25 protein-coding genes, 1 pseudogene and 1 riboswitch are annotated in these 25,191 nt (G+C 42.9%); of the genes and pseudogenes, 17 read left to right on the forward strand and 9 right to left on the reverse strand.

What is annotated here, in order from left to right; all coding sequences use genetic code 11:
• Window positions 1-76: 76 nt before the first annotated feature.
• Complete coding sequence (locus tag NST13_RS08865) at window positions 77-925, reverse strand: DegV family protein (RefSeq protein ID WP_342468488.1); 849 nt, start codon at window positions 923-925, stop codon at window positions 77-79.
• Window positions 926-1,394: 469 nt separating this feature from the next.
• On the opposite strand from NST13_RS08865, the gene NST13_RS08870 reads away from it, so the two are divergent.
• On the forward strand, window positions 1,395-2,318 hold the full coding sequence (locus NST13_RS08870) for a ketopantoate reductase family protein (protein ID WP_342468487.1): 924 nt from the start codon (window positions 1,395-1,397) through the stop codon (window positions 2,316-2,318).
• A gap of 107 nt (window positions 2,319-2,425) precedes the next feature.
• Here NST13_RS08870 and NST13_RS08875 read toward each other — a convergent pair whose 3' ends face one another.
• Window positions 2,426-3,490: an LLM class flavin-dependent oxidoreductase gene (locus NST13_RS08875; RefSeq protein ID WP_342468486.1), complete on the reverse strand. Its 1,065-nt coding sequence runs from the start codon at window positions 3,488-3,490 to the stop codon at window positions 2,426-2,428.
• A 156-nt stretch (window positions 3,491-3,646) separates the two neighbouring features.
• On the opposite strand from NST13_RS08875, the gene NST13_RS08880 reads away from it, so the two are divergent.
• From NST13_RS08880 to NST13_RS08890, 3 genes are all read left to right on the forward strand, one after another.
• Window positions 3,647-4,294 carry a restriction endonuclease gene (locus NST13_RS08880; protein WP_342580429.1) on the forward strand — a complete coding sequence of 216 codons (648 nt, stop codon included), beginning with the start codon at window positions 3,647-3,649 and terminating at the stop codon, window positions 4,292-4,294.
• 363 nt (window positions 4,295-4,657) lie between these two features.
• A riboswitch (Lysine riboswitch) is annotated at window positions 4,658-4,836 on the forward strand.
• A gap of 109 nt (window positions 4,837-4,945) precedes the next feature.
• Entirely contained in the window at window positions 4,946-5,839 is an 894-nt protein-coding gene (gene dapA / locus NST13_RS08885) for a 4-hydroxy-tetrahydrodipicolinate synthase (RefSeq protein ID WP_342580430.1), read from the forward strand.
• A gap of 137 nt (window positions 5,840-5,976) precedes the next feature.
• Complete coding sequence (locus NST13_RS08890) at window positions 5,977-7,272, forward strand: arsenic transporter (RefSeq protein ID WP_342468483.1); 1,296 nt, start codon at window positions 5,977-5,979, stop codon at window positions 7,270-7,272.
• 138 nt (window positions 7,273-7,410) lie between these two features.
• Here NST13_RS08890 and NST13_RS08895 read toward each other — a convergent pair whose 3' ends face one another.
• Both NST13_RS08895 and NST13_RS08900 read right to left on the reverse strand, forming a co-directional pair.
• Window positions 7,411-7,554: a hypothetical protein gene (locus NST13_RS08895; RefSeq protein WP_172597779.1), complete on the reverse strand. Its 144-nt coding sequence runs from the start codon at window positions 7,552-7,554 to the stop codon at window positions 7,411-7,413.
• A 471-nt stretch (window positions 7,555-8,025) separates the two neighbouring features.
• A complete protein-coding gene (locus tag NST13_RS08900; protein WP_342468481.1) occupies window positions 8,026-8,226 on the reverse strand; it encodes an alpha/beta-type small acid-soluble spore protein in 201 nt (66 codons plus the stop codon).
• Window positions 8,227-8,421: 195 nt separating this feature from the next.
• On the opposite strand from NST13_RS08900, the gene NST13_RS08905 reads away from it, so the two are divergent.
• The gene (locus NST13_RS08905; protein WP_342580431.1) at window positions 8,422-8,838 is read left to right on the forward strand and encodes a DUF1284 domain-containing protein; all 417 of its coding nucleotides are present in this window, start codon (window positions 8,422-8,424) and stop codon (window positions 8,836-8,838) included.
• Between the two features lie 194 nt (window positions 8,839-9,032).
• Window positions 9,033-10,250, forward strand: a complete 1,218-nt coding sequence (gene sstT / locus NST13_RS08910) for a serine/threonine transporter SstT (protein WP_342580432.1) — start codon at window positions 9,033-9,035, stop codon at window positions 10,248-10,250.
• Between the two features lie 110 nt (window positions 10,251-10,360).
• On the opposite strand, the gene NST13_RS08915 is transcribed toward sstT, so the two are convergent.
• Window positions 10,361-10,552, reverse strand: coding sequence for an ABC transporter permease (locus tag NST13_RS08915; RefSeq protein ID WP_342468478.1), 192 nt, complete (start codon window positions 10,550-10,552; stop codon window positions 10,361-10,363).
• Window positions 10,553-10,781: 229 nt separating this feature from the next.
• On the opposite strand from NST13_RS08915, the gene NST13_RS08920 reads away from it, so the two are divergent.
• The 3 genes from NST13_RS08920 (at window position 10,782) to NST13_RS08930 (ending at window position 14,294) form a co-directional block, all read left to right on the forward strand.
• Window positions 10,782-12,305, forward strand: coding sequence for an alpha/beta hydrolase (locus NST13_RS08920; RefSeq protein WP_342468477.1), 1,524 nt, complete (start codon window positions 10,782-10,784; stop codon window positions 12,303-12,305).
• 136 nt (window positions 12,306-12,441) lie between these two features.
• On the forward strand, window positions 12,442-12,981 hold the full coding sequence (locus NST13_RS08925) for a ribonuclease H-like YkuK family protein (protein ID WP_342468476.1): 540 nt from the start codon (window positions 12,442-12,444) through the stop codon (window positions 12,979-12,981).
• 71 nt (window positions 12,982-13,052) lie between these two features.
• Entirely contained in the window at window positions 13,053-14,294 is a 1,242-nt protein-coding gene (locus tag NST13_RS08930; protein ID WP_342468475.1) for an aminopeptidase, read from the forward strand.
• A 90-nt stretch (window positions 14,295-14,384) separates the two neighbouring features.
• Here NST13_RS08930 and ltrA read toward each other — a convergent pair whose 3' ends face one another.
• A complete protein-coding gene (gene ltrA / locus NST13_RS08935; RefSeq protein ID WP_342581833.1) occupies window positions 14,385-15,641 on the reverse strand; it encodes a group II intron reverse transcriptase/maturase in 1,257 nt (418 codons plus the stop codon).
• A 700-nt stretch (window positions 15,642-16,341) separates the two neighbouring features.
• Here ltrA and NST13_RS08940 point away from each other — a divergent pair.
• On the forward strand, window positions 16,342-17,139 hold the full coding sequence (locus NST13_RS08940) for a TatD family hydrolase (RefSeq protein WP_342580433.1): 798 nt from the start codon (window positions 16,342-16,344) through the stop codon (window positions 17,137-17,139).
• Window positions 17,140-17,240: 101 nt separating this feature from the next.
• Here the strand turns inward: NST13_RS08940 and NST13_RS08945 are convergent, their stop codons facing one another.
• A complete protein-coding gene (locus NST13_RS08945; RefSeq protein ID WP_342580434.1) occupies window positions 17,241-17,474 on the reverse strand; it encodes a DUF2249 domain-containing protein in 234 nt (77 codons plus the stop codon).
• Between the two features lie 164 nt (window positions 17,475-17,638).
• On the opposite strand from NST13_RS08945, the gene NST13_RS08950 reads away from it, so the two are divergent.
• Both NST13_RS08950 and NST13_RS08955 read left to right on the forward strand, forming a co-directional pair.
• Entirely contained in the window at window positions 17,639-17,815 is a 177-nt protein-coding gene (locus tag NST13_RS08950) for a hypothetical protein (RefSeq protein ID WP_342580435.1), read from the forward strand.
• Window positions 17,812-18,330, forward strand: coding sequence for a Crp/Fnr family transcriptional regulator (locus NST13_RS08955; RefSeq protein ID WP_342580436.1), 519 nt, complete (start codon window positions 17,812-17,814; stop codon window positions 18,328-18,330). The genes NST13_RS08950 and NST13_RS08955 overlap by 4 nt, the downstream gene beginning before the upstream one ends.
• Before the next feature lie 107 nt (window positions 18,331-18,437).
• Here the strand turns inward: NST13_RS08955 and NST13_RS08960 are convergent, their stop codons facing one another.
• Complete coding sequence (locus NST13_RS08960; protein ID WP_342580437.1) at window positions 18,438-19,223, reverse strand: enoyl-CoA hydratase-related protein; 786 nt, start codon at window positions 19,221-19,223, stop codon at window positions 18,438-18,440.
• A 482-nt stretch (window positions 19,224-19,705) separates the two neighbouring features.
• On the opposite strand from NST13_RS08960, the gene NST13_RS08965 reads away from it, so the two are divergent.
• The gene (locus tag NST13_RS08965) at window positions 19,706-19,903 is read left to right on the forward strand and encodes a hypothetical protein (RefSeq protein ID WP_342580438.1); all 198 of its coding nucleotides are present in this window, start codon (window positions 19,706-19,708) and stop codon (window positions 19,901-19,903) included.
• Between the two features lie 557 nt (window positions 19,904-20,460).
• Here the strand turns inward: NST13_RS08965 and NST13_RS08970 are convergent.
• A pseudogene (locus NST13_RS08970) lies at window positions 20,461-20,676 on the reverse strand (hypothetical protein); the annotation flags it as partial.
• A 251-nt stretch (window positions 20,677-20,927) separates the two neighbouring features.
• Here NST13_RS08970 and NST13_RS08975 point away from each other — a divergent pair.
• The 4 genes from NST13_RS08975 (at window position 20,928) to NST13_RS08990 (ending at window position 25,187) form a co-directional block, all read left to right on the forward strand.
• Window positions 20,928-23,501 carry a hypothetical protein gene (locus NST13_RS08975; RefSeq protein WP_342580439.1) on the forward strand — a complete coding sequence of 858 codons (2,574 nt, stop codon included), beginning with the start codon at window positions 20,928-20,930 and terminating at the stop codon, window positions 23,499-23,501.
• Window positions 23,502-23,734: 233 nt separating this feature from the next.
• Window positions 23,735-23,926 (forward strand): hypothetical protein, encoded by a 192-nt coding sequence (locus tag NST13_RS08980; protein ID WP_342468467.1) that lies wholly within the window; start codon window positions 23,735-23,737, stop codon window positions 23,924-23,926.
• Between the two features lie 256 nt (window positions 23,927-24,182).
• Window positions 24,183-24,644, forward strand: coding sequence for a hypothetical protein (locus tag NST13_RS08985; protein WP_342580440.1), 462 nt, complete (start codon window positions 24,183-24,185; stop codon window positions 24,642-24,644).
• 30 nt (window positions 24,645-24,674) lie between these two features.
• Window positions 24,675-25,187, forward strand: coding sequence for a hypothetical protein (locus tag NST13_RS08990; RefSeq protein WP_342468465.1), 513 nt, complete (start codon window positions 24,675-24,677; stop codon window positions 25,185-25,187).
• Window positions 25,188-25,191: the final 4 nt, after the last annotated feature.

The raw sequence follows: 25,191 nt of genomic DNA on the forward strand, positions 1-25,191 counted from the left end.
TTTTCCACATTTTAGGACTTGCATTGCACACGAAAAAAACTGTCCGGAAGTTCTTCCAAACAGTTTGCTATTCCCGTCATTTTTTACTTTTTCTTTTATACAGGATTCCTAACGTATTGGGTCCGCAGTGGGAGGAAATGGTGCAGCCTGCAGTCGTTTCGATGATTTGTTCGAAATTAGCATAGGTTTCAACGGCCTCCCTCACTTTTTGAACCGTTTCCGGCGAGCAATAGGAATGGGTGATGAACACTCTTGAATAATCGATATCATTGTTATTTTCAAGACGATCTTTTACATAATTCACGATGCAACGGTCAAAATTTCCCCGATATTTTTTGCCGACAATCATTTTTCCATCGACCACTTCGATGGACGGTTTAATTCTTAGCAAAGTGGCGCCGAACGCTTCAATTCCGGAACAACGTCCGCCTTTTCTCAAGTATTCCATTGTATCAATAACGAAGCTGGCATCCACTTTAGGAGCCACCTCTTCCAAATGTTTGACAATCACTTCCGGTTGAACCCCTTCTTGTGCCATCAGTGCGGCTTCGTAAACAATGTGGCCGCTTCCAGTTGAAAGATTTTGCGAATCCACCACATACACATTATCAAACTGTTGGGCAGCCATTTTTGCATTTTGGCAGCAAGAGGAAAAACCTGAACCTAAACTGATATGTATCACCGCATCATAATTCTGGGAAAATTCCTTGAAAAAATTTTCATATTCAAACGTATTGACCGCCGCTGTTTTGCATGATTTTCCTTCCTGTCCGACATAACGGAATATATCTTTCGGTTCAATATCAATACCATCGCGGAAATCTTCGTCATCAATCAATACATGCAAAGGCATCAATGAAATATCAAATTGTTCTATAATTTGGGGAGATAAATCACATGTACTATCAGCTGTAATTTTAATCATACAGTTCACCTCAAATATTTTTCTTATCCCACAAAATTTCTTCAATTATAACACATTCCATATCCGTAAAATCATTATGAAGTACTTTTCCTTAAAACATTTGAATAATCGTTTGTCCATAACTGTTCAAAAAGTTTTGAATAATCTTTGAAAATCCATTAACTTGCTTTTAAACTTCACTCATTCGGGGTACAATTTAGACAAAAGGATGGATGGATTACAATTTGTAAAAGCATTTACATTGTTGCCCCATGCTTTAAATCCTTACTTTCAAAACCCCTTTCTTATCTACTCCCTTTGGTGCGGGAATCCTCCCGCACCTCTTTTTTGTTCCAAACCACTTTTTACAATTTGCAAGGAACATTGAATGGATAAATTCCCCACAGCAAATCGGTTCTTTCATACGGCAGTATTTGGTAAACTAAACAAAGGGTTGTAAAAAATGAAGAGGATGAAGGAAGGTTCAATCATGAGAATACAAAGGGTATCCATCATCGGTCTCGGTGCGCTGGGCATCATGTATGGCCACCATTTATCAAAAAAATTGCCCAAAGAAAATGTACGGATCATCGCCGATGAACAACGCATACAAAAATATAAAAATGAAGGCGTATTCTGCAATGGGGAAAAATGTGAATTTCGCTATGTAACGCCTGATGAACAGGTGGAACCGGCAGATTTGCTTATTTTTACGGTGAAATTTCACGGTTTGGAGGAAGCCATTCGCTTTGCCAAACACCACGTTGGAGAAAATACAATCATCATTTCCGCGTTGAACGGCATCATTAGCGAAGAAATGATCGGGCAAGCTTACGGTTTTGACAAAGTCCTTTACTGCGTTGCGCAAGGCATGGATGCAGTAAAAGTCGGCAACAAACTGACTTATGACCATAAAGGGATTCTCGTTTTTGGCGATAAAGAACCAGGCATCATCAGCGAAAAAACAAAAGGCCTAAGAGAATTTTTCGATTCCGTCCAACTCCCCCATCAAGTAGATACGAACATGACCCATCGCCTCTGGGGAAAATTTATGTTGAACGTTGGGGTCAATCAAACGGTCGCCGTCTACAAGGGCAATTACGGGACAGTGCAAAATGAAGGGGAAGCAAGAAATACGATGATTGCTGCGATGAAAGAAGTCATTGCCATTTCCGAGAAAGCGGGTGTCCCGTTATCCGAACAGGATTTGCAATATTGGCTCGATGTATTAAGCACTTTAAGCCCTGATGGAAAACCATCCATGGCGCAAGATGTAGATGCAAAGCGGCCAAGTGAAGTGGAATTATTCTCCGGCACCGTACTTAAACTTGGAGAAAAATACGGAATCGATACGCCTGTGAATAAAATGCTGTACGAAAAAATAAAAGAAATGGAAGCCGAATACGTTCATTAACCTCCGGATATGGTCATCATTTGACGGTTGTTTTCCTGGGGAATACTTTTGTCGGTCAAAAAACGGATTGGAAAAAGAACCATTTTCCAATCCGCTTTTTTTATTGCTTAAAATTCGATTTGCCCATTCCCTTCCGCTTCCCATTTTGCCACTTCTTCCCGGACAATCGGCGCCACTTCTTTTCCTAACAACTCAATACATCTCATCACATCTTCATGTGCCATAGAGCCAACAGGGCAGTGCAGCATAAAGCGGGTTACTCCCACATTTTTGCGCAAGAAAATTATTTTTTCGGCGACGGTTTTAACATCCCCGCAATACAGTGCCCCTTCCATACTTCTGGCGTAATCGAAAGTCGCTTGGGTATATGGTCCCCATCCCCGTTCCCTGCCTAAAACATTCATTGCATATTGGGTTGGAGGGAAAAATTTTTCCACCGCTTCTTCCGTCGTATCTGCCACAAACCCGTGAGAATGGGTGGCCACTTTAAGTTTTGAAAGATCATGTCCCGCTTCTTTAGCCGCGCGGTAATACAGCTTCACCAAAGGGGCAAATTGCAATGGACTGCCGCCGATGATTGCCAAACATAATGGCAATCCCAATGCCCCTGCCCGTGCTACCGATTGTGGAGTCCCGCCGCTTGCAATCCAAATGGGAACCTCTTTTTCCGGTCTCGGATACACTCCTCTGCCATCAATGCTTGGACGATGTTTCCCGTTCCAATGAATCAATTCATTTTTTTGAATTTGCAGCAATAATTGCAATTTTTCCTCAAACAATTCATCATAATCCTTTAAGTCATACCCAAACAGCGGGAAAGATTCAATGAAAGAACCTCTGCCGGCCATAATTTCCGCCCGTCCATTGGAAATCGCATCCACCGTGGCAAATTGTTGATACACCCGGACAGGATCATCGGATGATAATACCGTTACCGCACTTGTCAGCCTGATGCGTTTTGTTTTCGTTGCCGCAGCTGCAAGCAAAACGGCAGGAGCTGAACAGGCGTAATCCTTCCGATGATGTTCCCCAACACCGTAAACATCCAATCCCACTGCATCCGCCAGTTCGATTTCTTCCACCACTTCCCGGAGGCGTTCAGCATGACTGATCACTTTTCCGGTTCTTACATCGGGAGTCGTTTCAACAAATGTCGTTAATCCTATTTCCATTCTTCATCCTCCAAAAATTCCAACTCTATTTATCTCGAAATTGAAATGTTTTTCTTATCATACACAAATATCCCGGTGGTAATCAATTATTCTGTTTTAGGAATAGATTTCGGGCAACACGTAAAAAATAGAATTAAAAACAAGGAATGAACAACGATGAAACAAAGAAATTTTGGCAGCAAAGCGATTGAGTTTTTAATGATTCTCATGTTCAGTTTCGGAATTGTCATTGCCCTTTACAGTTCCTTTTCAATCAATCCGGATATATTTGATCTTAAATTGTATTTGATGCTTTTCATCACGGTGATCATTTTTTATAAACCTTTCAGAGTATCCAGTTTCCGCTTTCTTTTCTATTTGATTTGCCGCATGATTCACATGGTGAAAAATGATGACTGGGAAGCGGATTTGACACAAGACCATTTACAAAAAATTGAATACCTTTATTTATTAAAATCCCATTTTGAAAAGCGGGGATATGTCGCAATCGTCACAAAAGAGCTGGATGGTTATGATGTTGACCTTATTTTATGGAAAGGCACAAAAAAATATATTGTCCAAATTCTCGAGTCACAAAAGGCTGTCGATATTCGAAGGGTCCAAAAAATAGCCGCCAAAAGAAAAAGGCATGGGGCGAATGGCGCATTGATCGTTTCCAATCAACCCTTTACTGCATCTGCAAAGAAATATTCCCCGTTACACCACATACAGTTAATCAATCAGGACGAACTGTTGAAGATGAATGACGAAAAGAAGAAGTACTTTTTCCAATCGGCTTTATCCTATATTTTGCACCATAAATAAAAACCATTCGCCGGTTTTTTCATTGAAAACCGGCGAATCCATTTTTCCAATATTCCCCTTTAGGGCACTCTTTTCAAGTCATCCGCATTACCGCTTGGGAAACCCTGGTTCCCCAAGGCCGTTTGATTCATTGCAGTCCACACCAAATCCAATTGATCTTCATTATTCATGAAAGTAAGAATAACAATTAAATTTCTTAATTTTTCACCCTTCCACTTGAATATTTCAAATTTTTCTGCATTTTATATAATATTAAAAACATTTATACGTTCTTGATACTTAATAAATATTGCATTTCCAATAAAAAGAATATAAAATGTATTTAATTATACATCGACTTATTTCAATTCAATATTGTTTTGAAGTAAGGATAGAGGCGCAAAGACCAAGAGTACACAGTTTGAGGATAATGAGGTCCAATGATGATTGTGGAAAGGGGGATTTGCCGAAGTCTCTGGAAACTCATTTTTCCAGAGGCTGGTTCTGCATTGAATAAGTGCAGGACTGTCATATAGGAAACTATATGGAGGGCTATCTTACGCAAAAAATTCAATTTTTTTGCAACAACGAAGCTCTTCGTTGTTGCTTTTTGCGTTTAATTGACAATTGCCCTTCTCCATTACAAAAAAATGAAAAGGATGTGGAGAAGAAATGAATTTTGGAAGAGTATTAACTGCAATGGTAACGCCATTTGACCAAAATGGTGACGTAGATTTTGACGCTACGCAAAAGTTGGTCGATTATTTGATTGCCAATGGAACAGACGGCTTGATTGTATGCGGTACAACCGGAGAATCACCTACTTTAACAGAAGGTGAAAAAGTCGAACTATTCAAATTTGTCGTAAAAACCGTAAATGGAAGAGTTCCTGTAATTGCAGGTACCGGCTCGTATAATACGAGAGCTTCCATTGAACTTACGGAAAAAGCGGAGGAAGCCGGTGTGGATGGTGTCATGTTAGTTACACCATACTACAATAAGCCGAACCAGGAAGGCATGTACGAACACTTCAAAAGCATCGCTCAAAGTACTAAACTGCCAGTGATTTTATATAATATTCCGGGTCGCAGCGTAGTCAATCTATCCGTTGACACTGTAGTTCGCCTTGCGGAAATCCCGAATATCGTTGCCATCAAAGAAGCAAGTGGAAGTTTGGATGCAATGGCGCAAATCATCGAAAATACGCCGGATGACTTCTCCCTTTATAGCGGAGACGACAGCTTGACATTGCCTTCTTTGGCTGTTGGAGGCACTGGGGTCATTTCCGTGGCTTCCCATATCATCGGCAACGAAATGCAAACAATGATTCAACATTTCTTAAATGGCGATATTCATGAAGCGGCGAAAGAGCATCGCAGACTATTGCCAATCATGAAAGGGATGTTCATAGCACCAAATCCTGTACCTGTAAAAGCTGCATTAAACTTAAAAGGCATATCCGTCGGTGGTGTGCGCCTGCCATTAGTGCCATTGAACGAAGAACAACAAAAAACGATTGAACAATTATTAAAAAATCTGGATCTTAAATTGGAATTGATTTCTTAATCCCCTGCCTTTTGCCGGCAGGTTTTTTTTATGCAAACGACACAAAGAATTAATGGGAAAATGGAAATCAATATTATAAAATAGCAATTGTGACATTTAGACATTCAAACAATTCAGTTGGGTTGGAGGATCCGGTTTTGCTTAACTTACTATTCGCTGTCCTAATATTCATCTTTACGCTCTTCCTCGTAATACGCCAACCAAAAAATATAAGTATCGGATGGTTTGCATGCGGAGGGGCAGTCCTGGCGCTGCTCGTCGGAGTGGTGGATATTAAAGACGTTTTTTCGGTTGTGGATATCACTTGGAATGCCACCTTGTTATTTATCGCCATCATCATTATTTCATTGATTTTGGATCAAATCGGTTTATTTGAATGGTCCGCGTTGCACATGGCCCGTATCGCGAAAGGGAACGGCGTAAGAATGTTTATTTTCGTCACAGTCCTTGGAGCTTTCGTTTCAGCCTTTTTCTCCAATGATGGTGCCGCATTGATCTTGACACCCATAGTGCTAGCCATGGTGCGGAATCTGCAATTAAGCGAAAAAATGATTTTTCCTTTCATTATGGCAAGCGGTTTTATCGCTGACACCACCTCTCTTCCCTTTCTAATCAGCAATCTGGTGAATGTCATTGCCGCCGATTTTTTTGGTGTGAGTTTCAAGGAATATGCTCTGCGAATGATAGTGCCAAATTTATTTTCTTTGATGGCAACCATCCTTGTGTTGTATCTGTATTTCCGAAAATCCATTCCACCAAAATATGATGCAGCAATGCTCAAAAATCCCCGGGAAGCCGTCCGGGATAAAAAATTGTTCAAATTGGCATGGCCCGTGATGGTTGTATTATTAATCGGTTATTTTACAGCTGAACTGATACATATCCCTGTTTGCGTCATCGGCTGGATCATGGCGATTTTCCTTCTGGCTTTGGCTTGGAAAAGTCCGGCTGTGAATATTAAGGCGGTGATCAAAGGGGCACCCTGGAATATCGTATTTTTCTCCATCGGTATGTATCTCGTTGTATATGGTCTTGGGAATGCCGGCTTTACAAAAGCAATCGCTTACGTGATTGAATGGACTTCGCAGGGAGGATTATTCACTGCAACCATTGGAATGGGCTATCTTGCAGCTTTTCTTTCTTCCGTGATGAATAATTTGCCGACCATCATGATTGACTCATTGGCCATCGCAGAAACAAATACATCCGGTACCATTCAGGATGCTTTGATTTTCGCCAATGTCATCGGTTCCGATTTAGGACCAAAAATTACACCGATCGGATCGCTTGCAACACTTGTATGGCTGCATGTTCTTAAAACGAAAGGAATCAAAATTTCCTGGGGAACTTATTTTAAAATGGGAATTGTGTTAACCCTCCCAATATTATTTTTCACGTTGGCCGGTTTGTATTTGACGTTTTTAATTTTTTAATGTTTTTTCGTATCGCACGTCTAATATTGGGCATTATGGTTAAAATAATATCGGATTTAATTGAATCGAGTAGGAGGGAGCGATTAACTCCCGTCCTCTCACACCACCGTACGTACGGTTCCGTATACGGCGGTTCAATTAAGATGATTGACGCAAGTCTTTATAACTTCCGTGAATAGCTGTTCTCTTTATGCCAGTGGTCACTCCACCCTCCAAGAGGTCTCCCACGGGATTCACCGCTTCCTTCCTCAAGTGAGGTACTACGTTTTCTGTGTTCATCATGACTCACTGAATGCCAAGGGCTATTCTCTCTTAATTGTTCGGTCCTTCTTAGTAGTTCTAAACCAACTAATACTATGACCTCTGCTGACTTCTGACGGTTCAGCTACTTATCACTAAGTAGGTTATGAAGCGTACTTCACATATCCGCCAGACCTCCCCGGGTAAGAATGTAATCTTTCCTTCCATCTATCTGCTTCATTTACTCTGTACCACCTTTGGCAGAAAGGACTTTGTTTTGTTTAGCAAACTCATCCAATGATACCTAGCCTTATATGAAGTTCGTGTTCCTCAGACCGGAAGTTTGCCGCTCGCTTCCTTCAGATTCCGCGTCACCACGGACACCCTTGCGTTAAGCTAACTGTTACTTCTGCCTTCACAGTTCGGGACTTACACCCTATAGATTACACCCATGCCAGGCGCACTAAAGAAAAAGAGCGAAAGTAAATTTCGCTCTTTTTAATAGTCAAACGTTTATTCTGACTTTCCTTGCAATTGTTGCTGAGCCATTTGCACAAGACGTTTCGTAATTTCCCCACCAACTGAACCGTTAGCCCGGGAAGATGTATCTGGTGAGAGGTTTACGCCAAACTCTTGTGCGATTTCATATTTCATTTGATTCAAAGCTGCTTCTGCACCTGGAAACACTAATTTGTTGGAACTGCGGTCCGCCATGTCGTTCACCTCCTTGTGCCATTAGAATGTACATGTGGAAGTCATTAATACTTTAGAAATGTAGGGAACATTGAGATTGTTTGGAAAAACCATTCACTTTCGCTGAAACATCATTTTATTTCTTCATATACAATTTTTTCCTCCTAAATGGTATCATGTAATTAACGTCATAACGTTACCTTTAGGAGGAAAACGATGTATAAGCTGCGTGGTCATCATCTTTTTTGCCTTGTCGGTTTTAGAGGAATGGGATATTCAGAAGAATTTGCAAAAAATATGAAGAAGATTCACCATGAATTGAGAACCGACCCAAAAACGGAAATTCAGATTATCGACGGCATTGATCAGATTTGCGAAAAATATCCCGAATGCAAAGAATATCATTGCCTGGATAAAAACATTTTCGATCGGGATCATCAAGTTTTGGAAAAATTAGGTTTTAGAGTTGGACAAGTACTAACATGGGAAGAAGTGGAGTCTCGCATCCGAAAATATGTCACTCCGGAGGATATCGATATCCTTTGTTATACTTGCACTTGGCGTTCCCACGGCCTTTGCAAGGGAGGCATCCAGCGGATATTGAATGGGGCAGGTTTGTGGGAAATAAAATAAGCGAATCAATAATGTTGAAATCTCCTTTAGAGGAGATTTTTTTATTTAATCAAAATAAATAAACTTTTCTTATTATTCGGAAATAACAAATTTCTTAAGATTTCAAAAATCCGTGCTACACTATATCTGTCTTAATTGTCTTTTTGGAGTAAACAATTGTATTTCCAGCGAGAATTTATTCTTTGGAGGGTTTTATGAAAAATATTTGGAATACATGGAGCAGCATTAGCCTGGTCAAACGGATCATCATCGGACTAGTTTTAGGCATTCTTTTGGCGGTCACAGTCCCAAACGCTTTCAGTTGGCTATCCATTTTAGGAAGCTTATTTGTCAGCGCCTTAAAAGCGGTGGCCCCTGTGCTTGTGTTTGTGCTGGTCATCCAGGCGATTGCCAATCATAAAAGCGGCACGAAGACGAATATGAAAATGATTTTAGTTCTATATGCCATAGGTACTTTTTCTGCCGGTGCCATCGGGGTCATTGCCAGCTTCCTTTTCCCAACGGAATTGACATTAAAAACAAGTGCTGAAGATGTGACTCCGCCGGAAGGAATCGCCGAAGTTTTTCAGACATTGCTGTTTAATATTGTTTCAAATCCGGTTAGCGCATTGATGAATGCCAATTACATCGGAATTTTGGCTTGGGCGGTAGTTCTCGGAATTGCGTTAAAAAAAGCGGCGGATTCTACGAAAACCATAATCGACAATCTTTCAGAAGCCATTTCAACCATTGTCAAATGGGTTATCAACCTTGCACCTATCGGTATTATGGGGCTTGTGTTTGATGCAATCGCATCCAACGGGCTGTCTGCTTTGATTGAATATGGAAAATTGCTTATTGTTCTTCTTGGTTGTATGTTCTTTGTCGCTTTAGTGGTGAACCCGCTCATCACTTTCATTTGTACGCGGCAAAATCCATATCCGCTTGTTTGGATGACGCTCAAAGAAAGTGCAATCTTTGCCTTCTTTACCCGAAGTTCCGCGGCAAACATTCCTGTCAACTTGGCGTTATGCGAAAAATTAGGGTTGGATAAAGATACATATTCTGTATCGATTCCATTGGGCGCTACCATCAATATGGCCGGTGCCGCGATCACCATTTCCGTTTTAACGCTTGCGGCGAGCCATACGCTCGGAATTGAAGTGGATGTAATGACGGCCATCATTTTAGTAGTCATTTCGGCCATCTCCGCTGCCGGTGCATCAGGTGTTGCCGGAGGATCCTTGCTGTTGATTCCGGTTGCATGCAGTTTATTCGGCATTTCCAATGATATCGCCATGCAAGTGGTGGCTGTCGGATTCATCATCGGTGTATTGCAGGATTCTTGCGAGACGGCATTGAACTCATCTTCTGATGTTTTATTTACAGCGACTGCGGAATTGGCAAAAAAACGTAAAGCAAAAACAAATTAAATTATGTATAAAATATTAAAGGCACTGCTCTCATTTCCTTGTTTTCCAGAGCAGTGCCTTTAATCAAATTCGTCTATATCACCATACAATTCAACTTGTTTTTCCAATTGTTATGTTGCCTCCTTCAAAAATCTCTTGTTATTTTCCAATATTTTTATGACTTGCTGAAGAATTTTTTCTTCCACCACTGGGGTCGAATTAATTTCCTTCCTTATGATTTTGTCTAATTCCAAAATGGTACTGACTTCGAGACGATGCTTTTCAGCTAACTGAAAGGCCCGCTCTAACTGACCGGTTATCATCGGCATTCCTCCCATTAAATAAATTTTTTCTTATAACTATATTTTATGATGTTTTTTTAAATTTTTCACCTCTAATTCAACAATTTTTCTTCCTTGTGCTGCTGTTATATCAATTTATTCCCTTTTCCGGTGTCCGTCTCCCCATATCACAACGGAATTTCATAAGTTTCCAGAAAAATGAATATACAAATAGAGTAAAATTCTTTCATAAAAAAAGGAGCGTTTTTTCTTGTATCGGAAACTGATTGGAATTCATTCAACCTCTTTTTTCTTCTTCAATTCTTTTGACAAAGGGACAACTTCACATACTGACGATGAAATCATACCAGGAGCCCACTCAGTGAAAGTGACCCATTTTGATGGACAAAAGCAGCGATGGTTGACAACTTTGAACCCAAGACAGCTGGAAAAAGCAAATCTTTATGGAAATAATTTTTTGGCTCCAATTTTTTGGGGTAATCCCGAAAAAGGAACCGGTTGGCATCAAATGTATAAGCCGGGGAAAATTACTGGCATCCAAGTGAACGGCGCTTTTGAGGATGCACAATTTATTATTCGCGTTCCTGACCATTGGAATGGCAAATTGGTGGTATCCGGCATCCCGGCAACGAGAAATGAAACGGCAACGGACCTGTTGTTCAGCGATTTTGTCCTCGAAAAGGGATTTGCCTTCGCAACTACAGATAAAGGAACACAAGGGAAGGAAGTTGCAGGTGATCCATTGGCGAAAGCAAAAAATGCGCTGGCGGACGAAAAGAATTCCGTCGCAGAATGGCATTTCCGCTTCAGGCAAATAACGAAAGCGGCACAACAATATTTAATAAAGAACTTTGGCGACAAACTCATTGATCCGAATGATGCTTCAAATCCGGCAAGCAAATTAATACGCCCGGATCATCCAGTACCGACATATGCCATCGGGATTTCCAACGGGGGCTATGTAGTTCGCTATGCGTTGGAAAACGATGACCCGGAAAAGACGGGGGAAGGGCGGCTGTTTGATGGCGGCGTCGATTGGGAAGGCGTACTTTGGACAGAAGAACCCCCAAATCTCATCAGTTCTTTGATTCCTGTCGTCAATTATGCGGAACAAGCGATTTATGGCAACGGTGAAGCAAAGGAAGAAGCAATAAAAGAATTGTATAAAGCGGGTGTTCCAAAAGGATCCGAGAAATTATGGGCATACCATGACCAAATTTACTGGTTTATCACTTTGAACATTTACCGGGATCATTTTGACCCGACGGCACCAAACCGGATCAATTGGCCAAATTACTTAAATTATAATGCCATCGGATTACGCGACCGTTCTTACGACCATATTTTCAAAAATTATCATTACGAGGAAAGAAGAAAATTTATGAAGGAAAAAATCAAGGAAATCGAAAACACCGGCAACATCGATGTTCCGCTCATCAGTATTACAGGATCTTTGGACACGCTCATTTTCCCGGATATCCATGCAAAGGGTTATGAAAAATTAGTGAAACAGGCAGGAAAAGATCATCTTCATCGACTATATATTGTCGAAAAAGGAAATCATGTAGATGGACTCGTTTGGAATCCGATAACCGATCCTGAAAAAGAGCTTCAACCGTTATTGCCTTATGCCCATCAAGCATTTCTTTTATTGGTGGATTGGGTTGAAAAAAATATACAGCCTCCTGAAAGCAAGATCATTCCAACACCAGAGAACAATGAAAAAGTGATTGACATAAGAACAGGCAATGAGGTTGATCCGCACATTGAATAAGTTTGCTTAACAGCGGGATGGGAAATCTACCCTCCGCACCATGCTCCTTCCCGAAACGGTTGGATATGCACATTTCTATTCCGGTCATGAATAAACTGTACTACTAATTCAAAAACATATAAGAAAGGTAAGATTGATGAACAGCGACAGAGTGACGGACGGAACCTTTCAGAATTTGAGTCAAAAAAACATGACATTTGAGGAAGTGTTTGAAGCAATTGTCCAGTTTATCAAAAAAGATCCGACCGGCAATTTTACGTTGATGTTTGGAACGGATTCACAAGTATTCAGCAAAGAAACAAAATTTATCACCGGAATCGTCATTCAACAAAAAGGAAAAGGCGTTTGGGCTTGCTTCCGAAAAGTGATCGTTCCCAGAAGAATGACGAACCTGCACGAACGCATCTCCTACGAAACTTCCCTGACTGAAGAAGTCGTTTCGATGTTTACGGAAGAAAAGAAGGAGCAATTGATCAATCTCGTTTTGCCCCATGTTTATAAAGGTGCAAGTTTCACCATTGAAGGACATATTGACATCGGGTGCGGGAACCGGAACAAAACAAGGGTCTTTGTCAATGAAATGATTGCAAGGATGAACTCCCTGGGAATTGAAGCAAAAATCAAACCGGATTCCTTTGTTGCCAGCACCTACGCCAATCGTTTTACAAAAAAATAATTTGAACCGTTCCGAAAATCTTATTAACGAATGTGGTAAAATTGGTAAAAAACACATATGGAGGAATTGATATGTTGCAAAATTTCGATGAACTGTTAAGAAAATATGCAAAGCTTCTCGTGGCAAAAGGAATCAATGTGCAACCCGGCGATTGGGTGAAAATGACCATTGCCGTCGACCAGGCACCGCTTGCCCGCTACATTACGGAAGAAGCCTATGCATTAGGGGCGGAAAAAGTCATTGTGAAGTGGACCGATGATGAAATCACAAAATTGCATTATCTACACCAACCGACAGAAGTGCTTACGGACATTCCTCCATATGAAATTGAGGAATCCGAAGACCACGTGTTAAATAAAAAAGTTTCAAGACTTTCCATTCTTTCCAGTGACCCAAGTTTGCTCGACTCTGCGGATCCGGCCAAAGTAGCCGCATTCCAGAAAGCGGCCACCAAAGCTTTCCACATCCAACGAAAAGCAACACAAAACAACGATATTAAATGGACGGTTGCAGCAGCGGCTGGCAGCGCTTGGGCAAAAAAAGTGTTCCCTCATTTAGAAACGGCCGAAGAACAAGTCGATGCGTTATGGGATCAAATTTTCAAAACTTGCCGGGTATATGAAGACGACCCGATTGCCGCTTGGGAAAAACATAAAAATACATTGAATGAAAAAGCGAAAAAACTGAATGAATACCAATTTGAAACATTGCACTTTAAAGCGCCAGGCACGGACTTTAAATTAGGTTTGCCGAAAAATCATATTTGGACATGTGCCGAAAGCTACAATCCTAAAGGCGAAGAATTCATTGCCAATATGCCGACGGAAGAGGTCTTTACCGCACCCGATACCCGCCGTATGGAAGGGGTTGTTCGCAGCACGAAGCCTTTGAGCTATGCGGGACAATTAATCGAAGGCATTGTTGTCCACTTTAAAGACGGTAAAATTGTGGACATTTCCGCTGAAAAAGGCGACGAAGCCATTAAAAAACTTGTTTTTGATAACGAAGGGGCAACCGGCTTAGGGGAGGTGGCCCTCGTTCCGGATCCTTCGCCAATTTCCCAATCCGGAGTCACATTCTTCAATACGTTATTTGATGAAAATGCATCAAACCATATTGCCATCGGTTCCGCTTATCCTTTTACCATTGAGGGCGGCACAAAAATGAACGAAGAGGAATTGCGGGCACAAGGGTTGAACATCTCCAATGTCCATGTCGACTTTATGATCGGATCTGCCGAGATGGACATTGACGGAATCCTAAAAGACGGCTCCATTGTGCCGATTTTCCGCAAAGGCGACTGGGCATTCTAATCTCGTTTGAATCGAGTAGGAGGGAGCGATTAACTCCCGTCCTCTCACACCACCGTACGTACGGTTCCGTATACGGCGGTTCAATTAAGATCATTGACGCAAGTTTTCATAACGAGCTTCAAGACTTTCCAACCCTTGGTTTCTCCAATAGGAGTTACCAAGGGTTCTGTGTAATATTGGACTATTTGAAATACGCCAATAACTCTTCCGAGTATTTCCCCATTCATACGCTTGCCATTGTGGTACGCCAAGCTGAATAAGGTTGCGTGTCTTTGTTTTCGGTTTCTTCCAGTTCTTCCATAGACACATTCGAAGTCTTCTACGAATCCATTTATCTAATTCAAGGAATATAGATTTGGTGTCTGCTAACGCAAAATATCCACACCATCCCACTAGATATTGATTCAGTTTCTGAATGCGGTATTCCATCGGGTAGGGCATCTTGCGTGATGTGATTTCACGAACTTTATTCTTCATTCGTTTAAGGCTTTCTTTTGCGATACGAACCTTTGGCTCTTTATGATAGGTAAAGCTAAATCCTAGAAACTTACGTTTCCATGGACGGTCGACCGCTGATTTCTTTTCATTTACTTTCAGTCGTAGTTTTCCTTCAATGAATCGTTGAATGCTTGCCATTGTGCGAAGTCCTGCTCGTTTACTTTTCACGTAAATGTTACAGTCATCCGCATATCGAACGAATTTGTGTCCTCTTCTTTCCAATTCTTTATCTAGTTCATCTAGTACAATGTTAGATAGTAGCGGACTTAATGGTCCTCCTTGTGGAGTTCCTTCTAATGTGCTTGACACCACACCATTAATCATGACTCCCGATTGTAAATACTTACGAATCAATTTCAGTAATGGTTTATCTTGGATTCTCTTCGCGAGTGTACCCATTAATCTGTCATGGTTGACCTTATCAAAGAATTTCTCCAAGTCCATATCTACAACCCATCGATATCCATCTCTTATATATTCTTTCGCTTTCTTCACTGCATCATGGGCACTTCGGTTTGGTCTAAATCCGTAGCTGTTTTCAGAGAATGTAGGGTCATACACTTTTGAAAGTACTTGGGCGATTGCTTGTTGAATCAAACGGTCTGTTACGGTAGGGATTCCTAGTAAACGAACACCGCCGTCAGGTTTCGGGATTTCGACTCTGCGGACTGGCATTGGTTCATAAGTTCCCTTGAGAATTGCCTCCTTAATAGATAGCCAGTTTTCGACTATGTGCTGTCGTAGGTTTTGTACGGGCATCATATCTACTCCGTGGCTTCCTTTATTCTGTTCTACACGTTTTAGTGCTTGAAGCATGTTCTCCCGTGACAGGATTTGATTCAAAAGCATCGTTATTCTCCTTCCGTGAATAGCTGTTCTCTTTATGCCAGTGGTCACTCCACCCTCCAAGAGGTCCCCCACGGGATTCACCGCTTCCTTCCTCAAGTGAGGTACTACGTTTTCTGTGTTCATCATGACTCACTGAATGCCAAGGGCTATTCTCTCTTAATTGTTCGGTCCTTCTTAGTTGTTCTAGACCAACTAATACTATGACCTCTGCTGACTTCTGACGGTTCAGCTACTTATCACTAAGTAGGTTATGAAGCGTACTTCACCTATCCGCCAGACCTCCCCGGGTAAGTACATGCACTTTCACACCATCTATCCGCCTCATCTACTCGATATGACCTTCGACAGAAAGAGCTTTGTTTTGTTTTGCAAACTCACTCAATCATACCTAGCCTTATATGAGGTTCGTGTTCCTCGGACCGGTGTTTTGCCTCCAGCTTCCTTCAGATTCCGCGTCACCACGGACACCCTTGCTCTTGGCTAACCTCTACTTCTGTCTTCGGGGTTCGGGACTTACACCCTATAGTTCATGTACATGCCGGGCGCACAAGGAGAAAGGAGAATTTGAGTACACTCAAATTCTCCTTTCATCAATTTTCGTCCTCCATTTATTTGACCCGTTATTCATGAAATTTCCTCCACGGTAATGTATATTGTTTTTGATATACTTTTTCACTCAGCAGTAGATGGAGGAACTTCAATGCAGCAATTGATCGATATAGGAGTCAATTTAACGGATAAGCAATTTGACAATGATCGAAAAGAAGTGATTAAACGGGGGATCGAAAACGGTGTCGTCCAAATGATATTGACTGGCGCCAGCTTAAAAAGCAGCCAACAAGCTTTGGAAATCGCAAAGAACTATCCAAACACGCTGTTTTCCACTGCCGGCATTCATCCCCATGATGCAAAAACTTTCACGAATCACACAATGAATGAATTGGAAAAGTTGGCACAGCATGACGAAGTGATTGCCATAGGGGAATGCGGCCTGGATTTCAATCGGATGTTTTCTCCCCAAGACATTCAAGAAAAATGTTTTGAAGCCCATCTGGAGTTGGCAAGAAAACTTTCAATGCCACTCTTTTTGCACGAACGCGATGCCCATGAACGCTTTTGCGAAATTTTTGCGGGCTTTCGCGATTTGGCGGAAAAATCGGTGGTCCACTGTTTTACAGGCAATGTAGAGCAAGTGAAAAAATATGTTTCGATGGGATTTTATATAGGAGTCACTGGATGGATTTGCGATGAACGTAGAGGACAAGATTTGCAAAACGCAGTAAAATTCATTCCTCTGGACCGTTTATTGATTGAGACCGATGCACCGTATCTTCTTCCACGGAACATGGAAAACAAACCCAAAAATCGTCGGAACGAACCGGCCTTTTTGCCGCATATCGTCAACGAAATTGCAAAATATATGGGTGTAGAACCGGAAGTTGTTGCAAAATCCGCAACAGAGAACACAAGAAAGTTGTTTAAACTGCCGGAAGTCTAATTTGACATGATGCTTTCATTCAGACGGCTGATCCGTCATGAATGAAAGCTCTTTCTTTAGTTTAAAAGCTGCCTTTCACATCGAAAGACAGCTGTACAAATTTAAATTTTGCCGATAACGACTTTCCATCTGTCAGGACCTTCTTCAATATATTCCCAAGAAAATTGACCTTCCCGTTCCATCATAAATTGATAATATAACGGTTTTGGATCGTGGTCATTGATCAGTTCCATATATTCGCCGGATTTCAACCCCTCAAATGTCTCAAAAATTTTTGCATGGCGAATTCTCGGTTCAAAATCCGGAGCAGTTATACTGACAGAAATTTTTTTCATATTCGTAACCTCCATTTTCATTTCAATGCTTTCAACATCAATCATAGCTTTGTATTGATGAATGGGTTGTGAGATAAAACACACTCTGCAAAATTTTTTATTACAAACAATCCATCACTATGTTAAAGTAATATATAACATACATGTTTAAAGGTGTTGAATTTATGAATAATCAATCCATCCAATCCCTTCTTCAACAATTTGCTCTTTTTAAAGATTTGTCAGACCATGAAATGATGCCCATTGTGAATATTGCAAAATCCCGCCAGTATCAAGCAGGTACCCATGTATTTATGCAGGGGATCCTTTGGCAAACGTTTACTTTATCCAAGAAGGAATGATAAAAATTTACCGCACCGATTTGCAAGGAAAAGAACAAATCCTTAATGTACTCGTTTCAGGGCAAATGTTTCCCCATCAAGGGTTTTTTAGAAAAGGAAATTATCCTGCCCATGCACAAGCGGTGGAAAAATCGCAATTGATTTATATTCCGATTCATTCCTTTGAAGAATTTTTAATGAAGAATCCTCAAGTATGTATAAAAATTTTCCGTATTCTGGGGGATTTAATCGTTGACCTGCAAAATCGTTTGGAAGAAAAAATTTTACAAAATTCTTATGAACAAGTCGTCTCCCTTCTGATCCGTTTGGCGAAAAACCATGGTCAAGAAATGGAAAACGATATTTTTATTATAAAAAATCAATTCACAAACCGCGATTTGGCCAACATGATTGGCACCAGCCGGGAAACGGTCAACCGTACGCTAAATCAATTGAAGAAAAAAGAACTGCTCCGGGTCAATAAAGAGGGCCATTTCATTCTGAATATCGGGCAATTGAAAGAGGAACGCTATTGATGGGGAACATTTTGATGGATCATGAATGCCCTGTGAAATTCCGTAAACCAAATCAAAAAGGGGAATTTGAATACGCTCAGATTCCCCCTTTCATATACCTAACCTATTTAATTTACAGTAGTCTTGGTAGCATTCCAAACCGGCTTTCGTTTTTCAAAGAACGCCCGGATTCCTTCCTGCGCATCGGGATGCTTGCTGTTCAAAGCAATCACTTCTGTCGCATAATTGAGCGCTTGGAAGTCTTCCATATGAATTTGTTGATAGAATTGCCGCTTCCCTAATTCAATGATATTTAAACTTTGTTTCGTCACTTCTTTTGCCAACTTTTCCGTTTCCTCATCCAGCAATTCGGCTGGAACCACTTTGTTTACAAGACCATGTTGAAGGGCTTCCTGCGCAGTAATAAAGTTCCCGGTAAACAACATTTCCACCGCTTTTTTTCTACCTATATTACGGCTCAAAAATACCGCCGGCGTACTGCAAAATAGACCGCTATTAATACCTGGTGTTGCAAATTTGGCTTCTTCGCTGGCAACCGCCATATCACTGGCTGCAACCAATTGGCAGCCGGCTGCAACCGCCGCTTTTTTCACTTTTGAAATAACCAGTTGCGGCATCTCGCGCATTGTACGCATCACTCTATAGCAAGTTTGGAAAAGCTTCAGCACTTCATTTTCTGTCTTTTCTTCAATTTCCCGCAAACTGTGTCCCGCACAAAAAACTTTGTCGGAACCTTCAATCACAACGGTTTTCACTTCCCGCGCCGCTGCGATCCGCTTCAATAGTTCATCCAATTCTTCAAGCAAATCCAAGGTTAAAGTGTTAAATTCCTGCATATTATCGATGGTAATGTAACCGATTTCCCCTGTTTGACGATATTGTAAATATTCCATTTCTCCACCCCTTTTCTTGTATAGTTTCATTTTGAATCTTCTGATTTTTCTGGTCAAGAGAATTAAATTTACTTTTTTCAACATTTTTTATGCCTTTTGGAAATCGGCTTTGATTCCAAGAAAAATCCTTCATAATTTTAATCCATATTTTGAAAAAAGCCGGTAACAGATCGACCATTGATTCGGTCCGCACTTTCAAAGGATCCGGCTCTTTAAAGAGCACCTTTATGTTTAATAGGAAAGATAATGATAAAAACGGTTGGAGAAAAAACTGCAGCTAATTACGAATATCCCCTCTATATGCGGACTTTCGCCCATTCATCCATTACTGCCGCACCTTTGCGGATACTTCCACTTGAGATGCTGGCAAATGCCCCGTCTTAATTGCCGGATGAACCCCACAATAAATGATGAATATATTACTATTGTATGTATGCCTAAAACGGACGTACGTTTAAGTCCATGTGGAGGGAGATCAGTCTATGTCGATGCCGAATATTCCCGACATCTCGCCCAAAATCAGTATAGACCGTGAAGATGTCATTAATCTTTTATTAGCTTCCATTGCATTGGAAGAAATTGGTTTGGCCCACATTATAAATGCGGAAGGTGAGAAAATTCAATTTGCCATTGGAAAACTGAACGAAGCCCCCCCCATCTTCCGACGACAACAGATTTAATTTTAAAAATCAACGACAGCGTTAACCATACTTTAACATCAACAATCCAAAAGGAACTTTTATTGGATAATAAATTAAAACAAGTAATTGAATTAATAAAGAATAAACATAAGCACTATTAATTTTTCATCTTATGGCATTAAAACTATCATCGTAGACTGATTTTTTGTTAATAGTAGATTTTGCAATGAAAATGGGCTTTTATTCCTTATCTCCTTTCCAACAAGGAATAGATTATAAACGACCGTATTGCCAATGGTCATTAACTGATGCGAAATCATCGAGTTACTCCCATGGTAACGCGTTTTACTTTTCAAGGAAAGGAGTTATGGAATGTCTCAGCCCAATCTACCGAATATAACCCCCAATATTACCATCAGAAGAGCTGACGTAATAAACTTACTCCTTGCTTCCATTGCAATGGAAGAATTAAGTTTGGCTCATATTCTTAACGCTGAGGGCGAAAAAATCCAATACGCGTTAGGAACAATTCCCGGTATTTCTGGGCTATCACCAGCAGCGTCCCTTGAAGATCTTCTACAAGTCAATAACAGTGTTCATGATACAATCGCAATGTCGATTAAGAAAGAATTATTATTAGACAATAAGCTAAAACAAGTTTCGGAGTTAATTACGGACACTGGAGGACCGACGGGGCCACCTGGGCCGACGGGACCTACTGGACCAACGGGACTTCAAGGTGCCACTGGGCCGACGGGACCTACTGGGCCGACGGGACCGACCGGACCTCAAGGACCTACTGGACCAACGGGTAGATTTGATACAGATCAGCTTTTATTCTATGTAGTAGGTAATACAGGTACTGCAACAATACGTTTGGGTGAAACCCTAACTATAAGATCTAATACATTAGATATTGAAGTAACTGAAGGTTCTGCAATTGTAGATATTAATCTCGATCCAGTTCCAACTGGACCTTCTGGACCTCAAGGTAACACTGGACCAACTGGACAGACTGGACCTCAAGGTAACACTGGACCAACTGGACCGACTGGACCTCAAGGTGCCACTGGACCGACTGGACCGACTGGACCTCAAGGTAACACTGGACCTACTGGACCGACTGGACCTCAAGGTGCCACTGGACCGACTGGACCGACTGGACCTCAAGGTAACACTGGACCGACTGGACCGACTGGACCTCAAGGTAATACTGGACCAACTGGACCTACCGGACCTCAAGGTGCCACTGGACCTACTGGACCGACTGGACCTCAAGGTAACACTGGACCTACTGGACCGACTGGACCTCAAGGTAACACTGGACCTACTGGACCTACCGGACCTCAAGGTGCCACTGGACCTACTGGACCTACCGGACCTCAAGGTGCCACTGGACCTACTGGACCGACTGGACCGACGGGTGCCACTGGACCTACTGGACCTACCGGACCTCAAGGTGCTACCGGACCAACAGGACCTTCTGGACCGACGGGTGCCACTGGACCTACTGGACCTACCGGACCTCAAGGTGCTACCGGACCAACAGGACCTTCTGGACCGACGGGTGCCACTGGACCAACGGGTGCCACTGGACCTACTGGACCTACCGGACCTCAAGGTGCCACTGGACCTACTGGACCTACCGGACCTCAAGGTAACACTGGACCAACTGGACCTACCGGACCTCAAGGTAATACTGGACCAACTGGACCTACCGGACCTCAAGGTGCCACTGGACCGACTGGACCTACTGGACCTCAAGGTAATACTGGACCAACAGGGCTTACTGGACCAACAGGGCCGACGGGACCAACAGGGCCGACGGGACCAACGGGTGCCACTGGACCTCAAGGTAACACTGGACCGACTGGACCGACTGGACCTCAAGGTAACACTGGACCGACTGGACCGACTGGACCTCAAGGTAACACTGGACCAACTGGACCTACCGGACCTCAAGGTGCCACTGGACCGACTGGACCTACCGGACCTCAAGGTAACACTGGACCAACTGGACCTACCGGACCTCAAGGTAACACTGGACCGACTGGACCTACTGGACCTCAAGGTGCCACTGGACCGACTGGACCTACTGGACCTCAAGGTAACACTGGACCGACTGGACCGACTGGACCTACTGGACCTCAAGGTAACACTGGACCGACTGGACCGACAGGACCTCAAGGTAATACTGGACCAACTGGACCTACCGGACCTCAAGGTGCCACTGGACCGACTGGACCTACCGGACCTCAAGGTGCCACTGGACCGACTGGACCGACTGGACCTCAAGGTAACACTGGACCGACTGGACCTACCGGACCTCAAGGTGCCACTGGACCAACTGGACCGACTGGACCTCAAGGTAACACTGGACCGACTGGACCTACTGGACCTCAAGGTAACACTGGACCGACTGGACCGACTGGACCTCAAGGTAACGCTGGACCAACTGGACCGACTGGACCTCAAGGTAACACTGGACCGACTGGACCTACTGGACCTACTGGGCCTCAAGGTGCCACTGGACCAACTGGACTTACCGGACCTCAAGGTGCCACTGGACCAACTGGACCTACCGGACCTCAAGGTGCCACTGGACCAACTGGACCTACCGGACCTCAAGGTGCCACTGGACCTACTGGACCGACTGGACCAACAGGGCCGACCGGACCGACGGGACCAACAGGGCCGACCGGACCGACGGGACCAACGGGTGCCACTGGACCAACAGGACCTACTGGACCAACGGGTGCCACTGGACCTACTGGACCAACAGGGCCGACCGGACCGACGGGACCTACTGGACCTACCGGACCTCAAGGTGCCACTGGACCAACAGGACCTACCGGACCTCAAGGTGCCACTGGACCAACAGGACCTACTGGACCGACGGGTGCCACTGGACCTACTGGACCGACTGGACCAACAGGGCCGACCGGACCGACGGGACCAACAGGGCCGACCGGACCGACTGGGCCTACTGGACCGACGGGTGCCACTGGACCGACGGGACCTACTGGACCGACAGGGCCTACTGGACCAACAGGGCCGACTGGACCGACGGGACCAACAGGGCCTACTGGACCGACAGGGCCTACTGGACCAACAGGGCCGACTGGACCAACAGGACCAACAGGGCCGACTGGACCGACGGGACCAACAGGGCCGACCGGACCAACAGGGCCGACTGGACCAACAGGACCAACAGGGCCTACTGGACCGACGGGACCAACAGGGCCGACTGGACCGACAGGGCCTACTGGACCGACAGGGCCTACTGGACCGACAGGGCCGACTGGACCGACAGGGCCGACTGGACCGACAGGGCCTACTGGACCGACAGGGCCGACTGGACCGACAGGGCCGACTGGACCGACAGGGCCGACTGGACCGACGGGACCGACAGGGCCGACTGGACCGACAGGGCCGACTGGACCGACAGGGCCTACTGGACCAACAGGGCCTACTGGACCAACAGGGCCTACTGGACCGACTGGACCGACGGGACCAACAGGGCCGACCGGACCAACAGGGCCTACTGGACCAACAGGACCGACAGGGCCTACTGGACCGACGGGACCAAACTTTGCAATCGAAGGATTCTCAGCAGTTAGAACAGCAGCTAGTGTAGCCGCTGGTGGTCAGCTTGGCAACTGGACTATAGCTTCACCATACTTTAATACAACTGACTTTGATCCTGTTAGTGGTAACTTTACGGTTCCAGCTACTGGTAGATACTCGATCTCAGCAACTATCAGTTATAGTACAACTGTAGCTTTATCTATATCATTTGCTGGCAACCCGGCATTTGCAGTACGTAATATTACTACCGGCGATGATTTAATCGTAGGACTATTCCCAATTTTGAACATTGGTTTAGCATTAGTTAACATAAGAGGGGTTCTTGGTAATGGAACGGTCACATTAGCAGGAGAAGTGGAACTTACTGAAGGTGATGTAATAGGCCTATTCTATATCGATGATGGATTATCAATTACCATAGACCTTGGCGGTGGTGGTGCTCCAATCGTTTGGTCCATCCATCGAATTGCTTAAGCCAATCCATTTAAACTGCAGACTCACTTGAATGATTCAAGTGGTCTGCAGTTTTTTTTGAAATCACTCATTACAACATCAATTTTACTCAGTTTTCATTTGGAAACTAGTGACAGGCACTCTGAAATTAATGATTCAAAAATGAACGAAATCATTGAAATTAGGCACAAATCCAGCTTCGTTTCAATAAACTAGAGGGTGTATGAGAGTACATTGAGCCACATGGATGGTTATCTATTTAAGGAGGTCACTTTGAATGTCTTTGCCTACCATTCCCGATATTACTCCTGAGATTACATTAGATCGATGTAAGACCATCAATTTATTGCTTTCTTCCATTGCAATGGAGGAAATTGGTCTTTCCCATATTTTGAATGCTGAAGCCGAAAAACTTCAAATGTTTATAAAAAAGTCTCCTTGCGATTTTCATGGCTACTTAAAAATCAATGAGAGCGTCAATCAAACGTTGCGCACCGTAGTGAAATCGCAAATCTTGCTCCAATTCAAGCTTGAAGATGTGGTGACACTGAATCAAAAATCTTGCTGTCATCCTCGTAAACATTACAAATGTAAAGAATGCAAGGAAGAGAAAGATTGTAAATGTAAACATCATCATTGTAAAGACCCGTTCGATTCTTCATTATGCTATTGCCCTAACAAGAAGAAGAGGGATTGTCATTGTCCAAAGTGTAAATCCGAAAAAAATTACGATCATTAAGCATTATGCTTTTTACGAGGGGGGTGAACAATGGAAGAAAATCATCAAGTTGAGTTGCTACAATGTTCGCTGAACTTTTCAACATTCATTCATTCTTTTGCCCAATTCCTGATCAACTTTTTTGAACGTCGCCATCAAACGCAAGAACTATCGGATGAAGAACTGCTTCAAAGTGAAACACAAGTCATCCAATCATTAGTATTAATCGAAAAATTGCACATGCTGCTTTTACTCCACTTTTATATTTACCGAACATTCATTTCTTCCGAAGCAATATCACCTTTTTTTACGGATGCAAATAGAGAACTGTTTGAAAAGATGCAAATGTTATTGCAACAATATCCATTTCTTCTTGAAGAACATCAAATGATTTCCGAAAAAACGGTTGCCCAGATTTTGAACTATTATTACATCCGTATTTATGAAGAAACCAATAAGGAATCGGATGAAGACGAATCAAATCACGTAACGATTATTTTGTCACCCTTACCTCCACCTTGGTTGGCAAACAATATGCATATACCACGGAAAAAGGAAGTGTAGGTTC

This window comes from Ureibacillus sp. FSL W7-1570 (genome assembly GCF_038593265.1).
Lineage (GTDB): Bacteria > Bacillota > Bacilli > Bacillales_A > Planococcaceae > Ureibacillus > Ureibacillus suwonensis.

Bases quoted from the DNA above. Each gene is read 5' to 3' on its own strand.
- NST13_RS08865 (WP_342468488.1), bottom strand. From the start codon at position 925: ATGATTAAAATTACAGCTGATAGTACATGTGATTTATCTCCCCAAATT.
- NST13_RS08870 (WP_342468487.1), top strand. From the start codon at position 1,395: ATGAGAATACAAAGGGTATCCATCATCGGTCTCGGTGCGCTGGGCATC.
- NST13_RS08875 (WP_342468486.1), bottom strand. From the start codon at position 3,490: ATGGAAATAGGATTAACGACATTTGTTGAAACGACTCCCGATGTAAGA.
- NST13_RS08880 (WP_342580429.1), top strand. From the start codon at position 3,647: ATGAAACAAAGAAATTTTGGCAGCAAAGCGATTGAGTTTTTAATGATT.
- dapA (WP_342580430.1), top strand. From the start codon at position 4,946: ATGAATTTTGGAAGAGTATTAACTGCAATGGTAACGCCATTTGACCAA.
- NST13_RS08895 (WP_172597779.1), bottom strand. From the start codon at position 7,554: ATGATGAACACAGAAAACGTAGTACCTCACTTGAGGAAGGAAGCGGTG.
- NST13_RS08900 (WP_342468481.1), bottom strand. From the start codon at position 8,226: ATGGCGGACCGCAGTTCCAACAAATTAGTGTTTCCAGGTGCAGAAGCA.
- NST13_RS08905 (WP_342580431.1), top strand. From the start codon at position 8,422: ATGTATAAGCTGCGTGGTCATCATCTTTTTTGCCTTGTCGGTTTTAGA.
- sstT (WP_342580432.1), top strand. From the start codon at position 9,033: ATGAAAAATATTTGGAATACATGGAGCAGCATTAGCCTGGTCAAACGG.
- NST13_RS08915 (WP_342468478.1), bottom strand. From the start codon at position 10,552: ATGATAACCGGTCAGTTAGAGCGGGCCTTTCAGTTAGCTGAAAAGCAT.
- NST13_RS08925 (WP_342468476.1), top strand. From the start codon at position 12,442: ATGAACAGCGACAGAGTGACGGACGGAACCTTTCAGAATTTGAGTCAA.
- NST13_RS08930 (WP_342468475.1), top strand. From the start codon at position 13,053: ATGTTGCAAAATTTCGATGAACTGTTAAGAAAATATGCAAAGCTTCTC.
- ltrA (WP_342581833.1), bottom strand. From the start codon at position 15,641: ATGCTTTTGAATCAAATCCTGTCACGGGAGAACATGCTTCAAGCACTA.
- NST13_RS08940 (WP_342580433.1), top strand. From the start codon at position 16,342: ATGCAGCAATTGATCGATATAGGAGTCAATTTAACGGATAAGCAATTT.
- NST13_RS08945 (WP_342580434.1), bottom strand. From the start codon at position 17,474: ATGAAAAAAATTTCTGTCAGTATAACTGCTCCGGATTTTGAACCGAGA.
- NST13_RS08950 (WP_342580435.1), top strand. From the start codon at position 17,639: ATGAATAATCAATCCATCCAATCCCTTCTTCAACAATTTGCTCTTTTT.
- NST13_RS08955 (WP_342580436.1), top strand. From the start codon at position 17,812: ATGATAAAAATTTACCGCACCGATTTGCAAGGAAAAGAACAAATCCTT.
- NST13_RS08960 (WP_342580437.1), bottom strand. From the start codon at position 19,223: ATGGAATATTTACAATATCGTCAAACAGGGGAAATCGGTTACATTACC.
- NST13_RS08965 (WP_342580438.1), top strand. From the start codon at position 19,706: ATGTCGATGCCGAATATTCCCGACATCTCGCCCAAAATCAGTATAGAC.
- NST13_RS08985 (WP_342580440.1), top strand. From the start codon at position 24,183: ATGTCTTTGCCTACCATTCCCGATATTACTCCTGAGATTACATTAGAT.
- NST13_RS08990 (WP_342468465.1), top strand. From the start codon at position 24,675: ATGGAAGAAAATCATCAAGTTGAGTTGCTACAATGTTCGCTGAACTTT.